The sequence below is a fragment of the Halorubrum sp. SD612 genome (assembly GCF_002135005.1).
The window spans coordinates 1-4,365 of record NZ_NEWI01000180.1 but is presented as its reverse complement, the minus strand read 5'-3'; the positions used below and the strand labels follow the sequence as shown (position 1 = coordinate 4,365).

The 4,365-nt window shown below is 71.2% G+C and carries 4 protein-coding genes and 1 pseudogene; 1 reads left to right on the top strand and 4 read right to left on the bottom strand.

Features of this window, described 5'->3' with window-relative positions; genetic code table 11:
* Positions 1-1,515: pseudogene (locus B9G38_RS14470) on the bottom strand (hypothetical protein); the annotation flags it as partial.
* 69 nt (positions 1,516-1,584) lie between these two features.
* On the bottom strand, positions 1,585-2,523 hold the full coding sequence (locus tag B9G38_RS14465) for a glycerophosphodiester phosphodiesterase family protein (protein WP_233127220.1): 939 nt from the start codon (positions 2,521-2,523) through the stop codon (positions 1,585-1,587).
* A gap of 752 nt (positions 2,524-3,275) precedes the next feature.
* On the opposite strand from B9G38_RS14465, the gene B9G38_RS14460 reads away from it, so the two are divergent.
* Positions 3,276-3,677 carry a hypothetical protein gene (locus B9G38_RS14460; protein WP_086220835.1) on the top strand — a complete coding sequence of 134 codons (402 nt, stop codon included), beginning with the start codon at positions 3,276-3,278 and terminating at the stop codon, positions 3,675-3,677.
* A gap of 3 nt (positions 3,678-3,680) precedes the next feature.
* Here B9G38_RS14460 and hisE read toward each other — a convergent pair whose 3' ends face one another.
* The gene (gene hisE, locus B9G38_RS14455) at positions 3,681-4,028 is read right to left on the bottom strand and encodes a phosphoribosyl-ATP diphosphatase (protein WP_086220834.1); all 348 of its coding nucleotides are present in this window, start codon (positions 4,026-4,028) and stop codon (positions 3,681-3,683) included.
* Positions 4,025-4,365, bottom strand: a 341-nt coding sequence (gene pdxT / locus B9G38_RS14450) for a pyridoxal 5'-phosphate synthase glutaminase subunit PdxT (RefSeq protein WP_143415486.1), incomplete at its 5' end; no start/stop codon positions are given. The genes hisE and pdxT, both read right to left, overlap by 4 nt.

Below are 4,365 nucleotides of genomic sequence, written 5' to 3'. Positions count from 1 at the left end.
GGGGAGCGCGTGCGCCGCCGCGCCGCCGCCGCGGAGCGCGGGCCCCGCCTCGGGGGCGCGCTCGGTCAGCACGGACGCCTCGCGCCTCGCCCCGGTCGTCGTCAGCCCCTCGCCGTCCGGCGCCTCGTCGCTCTCGGTCGCCCGCGTGACGCGGGCGACGACGGAATCGAGCGCGCCGGCCGCCTCGGCGCCGAACGACTCGTCGTCGGCGATGGCGTCGTACCGGGCCGCAAGTTCGGAGCGGTGGTTCCCGGCGGTGACGTCGAGCGCGGGGTTCTCGTAGCGCGGCTGTTCCCACGGGACGCCGGTCGTCGTGATGTGGCCCGCGACGGCGTCCTCGACGGCCTCGGGGACCGCGAACTCGAAGCTGAGCTGCGGACCGGTGAACGCCGAGATATCCTCCAGATCGGCGCTCTCGACGAGGTCGTACTCGACGACCGACTCGGCGACCTCGTCGGCGAGCGCGGCGTCGTCGGCGTCCGCGGTCCCGTCTTCGCCGGTCCCGTCGCCGTCGGCGGTCCCGTCTTCGCCCGACCGCCCGCCGTATCGGTAGGCGATCCCGGTTTCTCGGAGCGGGAGGTCGGTCGGCGGCGAGCGCAGCGCGTCGAGCGAGCGTATCGTCAGGTCCCCGTCGACCAGCGACGCCTCGGTGACGGACGGGAGGTCGGGGTGGTCGTAGATCGGCTCGCCCTCGTACTCGGGGACGACGAACGGCAGCCGCGCCCCCTCGTCGCGGGGGAGCCCGTACGCGATCGGGACCCCGAGGAGGTCCTCCACCGTGTCGATCGTGGTGTTCGTGATGTCCGCGAGCAGCCCCTCCTCGCCGACGCGCCGGAAGCCGTCGGGGATCTCGTTGACCGAGAGCGTGCTGGAGTGCGAGCCGAGCTCGGGCAGGATCCGGGGAACGACGTCCGGGTCGAGGAACTCGTTGTTCGGGACGCTCCGCGAGTGCGAGCTGGCGACGTACAGCTGCGGGTCGCCGGTGTCGAGGTCGACGAAGGCGTGGAGCACCTCCCAGTCGTGCCAGTGGAAGTTCGCCGTGAACTGGTCGAACGCGGAGTAGAACCAGAACTGGACGACCGCGAGCGGGGAGTCCTCGTACCGCATCCCGTTGTAGAACACCGTCGGGTTCGGCGGCTCGCCCGCCTCGTCGTACCGCTCGTGGTAGCCGTCGAACGCCGCGAACCCGTCGACGACCGTCTCGCCGTCCTCCTCGACCGCGTACGGGCGCGGGTCGGTCGGGAACCACGGCTCCGCGGCGTCGAAGTACAGCGTCGGCGCGAACCGCGCCGCGAGCTCGTCGAGCCGGTCCGGATCGAGGCCGGTCGTCGCCGCGTCCTCCGGTTGCGAGCCCGAGCAGCCGGCGACCGCGGCGCTCCCGGCGCCCGCGAGCGCCCCGAGGACCGTCCGGCGGTCGACGCGGTTCGCGGTCGTCCCGCTGGCCGCTTCGGTCGGGCCGGTCTCCGCTCGCTCGGCTCCCCGCGCGTCGGCGCGCTCGTCGGCGTCTCGGTCCATTTCCTCGGGCGAGGTGAGCCGGAGGAATAACCTTTCTGCCGCCCGCCCGCCACACGTTCGCCTCGGTCGTCACGTCCCCCGGGTCCCGCGGGAGACGTCCGACACCACCGCGTCGACGCCGTCGACCGCCGCCACCGCCTCGTACTCGCGGAGCGAGGAGACGGTCCACGGCAGCACGCGCAGCCCGGCGTCCGTCGCACGCCGGACGACGTCGGTCCGCAGACACAGCTCGTACCGCGGCGACACCGCCGCGCAGCCCAGACCGGTCGCCGTTTCGACCATACCGGCCACGTCTTGGGGCGGATACGCCCGGCTCGGCGGCCGCGGGCCGTCGCGAGGCCCCGGAAGCAGCGGTCGGAGGAGCCGCGCCGGGACCGACTCGCGGACGCCGTAGACGGTCGACACGGTCGGATCAGCCGCGTTCGCCGCCTCGATCGCCGCGGGGTCGTCGCTCGCGACGGCGAGGCCGAACTCTCGACTCGCGGCGACCCGGACGGCGTCCGCCGCCACCCCCCGCTCTTTCAGGTCGAGCACGATCCGCGCGTCCGCGGGGACCGCGTCGAGCGCGTCGGCGAGCGTCGGCACCGGCTCGCCCGAGCCCTCGACGGAGAGGTCTGCGAGTCGTTCGTAGGGCGTCTCGTCCACCCGTCCGGTCGCGTCCGTCACCCGGTCGAGCGTCGCGTCGTGGAAGGCGACCAGTTCGCCCGTGCCGCAGCGGCGCACGTCGAGTTCGACCCGGTCGACCACGGCGGTCGCCGCCTCGACCGCCGCGACCGTGTTCTCCGGGTTCTCGGCCGCGAACCCGCGGTGCGCGACGAGCGGCGGATCGGCGGGATCGCGGTCGAGGCGCTCTCCGCCCGTCCCGTCTCCCCCGCGGTCGACACAGCCGGCGGTCGCCGCGACCGCGCCGACCGCGAGCGACCCGCTCCGCCGAAGCACCGCTCTGCGGGTCGAGCGCTCTCCCTCGCCGTATCCGGCCGAGTCGGTGTCGCTCACGGCGTCGTTCACGTGGAGCGTTCGGCCGCCCGGACAAAAGTTCGCGGTCGCCGCCTCCGACCAACCGGAAGTCTCGCCCGCGGCTGCGGCCGCGTTGAAGCCCGCAGCGAATACGATTTCGGACCGGGTCAGCACAGACGCGGCGACGAGCGATAGCGGGAGTAGGTATCGTAAGTCGTGAGTGAGGCCATTTATAAAGAGAATCGGAGAGTTGCTGTCGGCTGTTTATAAATGATCGACGCTGCTGTGGTGAACGCATTCAAAGCCCCAGTCGCGACGGCTCGCGCGCCTTGCTGTGCTCCTCAGTCGCTCGTTTCACTCGCTCCTTGCGGTGTCGCCGGCGGCTTCGCCGCCGGCTGCCCGTGGCGCGCAGCGCCACGCTGCTTGCTGCGGCGTGCTTCGCTATCGCGACTGCCCCTTTGAGTCCCACCCCGCACCGCAACCGCACAGCACCTCACGCCTCCCCAGCCTCGTCGCTGGCGGCTACAGCCGCCAGCGACTCCCTCGCGGACTGGCTCGCGGCCTCCGCTTCGCTCCGGCCGCTCGCAGGCGCGCCGACCGCAGCCGCATTTATAAGCGATCGCCGCCGTCGCTCACGGCTATTTAAATGCTACATCAAAGCCGCCGATCTGAGATACCCACTCCCGAAATCGTTCAAAACCGCCCCCGTAGCGATCGACCGTTCCGACGGCGACCGCTCCCGGATCGCATCGCCGCGGATCCGCGGGAGAAGGTATTTGCGGCCGGCCGCCCGATTCCGGGGCATGGACGGGAAGAAGGCCCTCTACTACGCGGCGATCGCGATCGCGGTGTTGGTCGGGGTCAGCGTCGTCGTGAGCGTGGTTTCGGCGATCTTGGGTCTCGTGTCAGCAGTCGTCTCCGGGATCGTCTCCTTGGCAGTCCTCGCCGGAATCGTCTACGTCGCTTACAAAGCCGGCTCGTGGCTCCTCGGTGACGGCGAGGACTCGATCGGCACCGACTCGCTCGACTCGATCGGTTCGGGCTCGTCGACCTCGGTCGGCACCAGCAGCAGCCGACAGGACCGCCTCCGAGAGCAGTACGTCGAGGGACGGATCAGCGAGGACGAGTTCGAGCGCCGCATCGGCGAGGAGTTAGAGACGGAGGCGCTCGACGACATCGACCGCGAGCTCGAACGCGAGCGCTAGGTCCTAAAACCGGTCGCGGAGCTCCTCGCGGAGGTCGTCGACGTCGAGGTCCTTCATCGCGAACAGCACGAGCAGGTGGTAGACGAGGTCGGCGCTCTCGTAGGTGAGCTCCTCGCGGTCGTCGTCTTTCGCCGCGAGGATCGCCTCCGTCGTCTCCTCGCCGATCTTCTCTAAGACGGCGTTTTCCCCCTTCTCGTGGGTGAAAAGCGAGGCCGTGTACGACCCCTCGGGCAGCTCCTCTTTCCGGGCCTCGATGGTCGCGAACAGCTCGTCGAGGACGGCCTCTGACGGAACGTCCGGGTCCTCGTCGGGTTCGAGACTCGGACCGTCGCCCTCGGTCGGATCGCTCACGCGACCACCTCCCGCTCGGGGAAGAAGGCGAGGTCGTGGATCCGCGGGTCGTCGGTGAGCTCCGGGTGGAACGCGGTGGCGACGACGGGGCCGTCGCGCACGGCGACCGGGCGCCCGTCGACGGTCGCGAGCGTCTCGACGCCGTCGCCCACGTCGTCGATGGCGGGCGCGCGGATGAACACGGCGTGGAACGGCTCGTCGAGCCCGGCGACCGGGACCTTCGCCTCGAAGGAGTCCTTCTGCCGGCCGAACGCGTTGCGGTCGACGGAGACGTCGACCAGCCCCAGCGGCTCGACCCGGTCGTCCTTCGCGTCGGTCGAGCAGACGATCAGTCCGG

Excerpts from the sequence above, each read along its gene's own strand:
- B9G38_RS14460 (WP_086220835.1), top strand. The coding sequence starts at position 3,276 with ATGGACGGGAAGAAGGCCCTCTACTACGCGGCGATCGCGATCGCGGTG.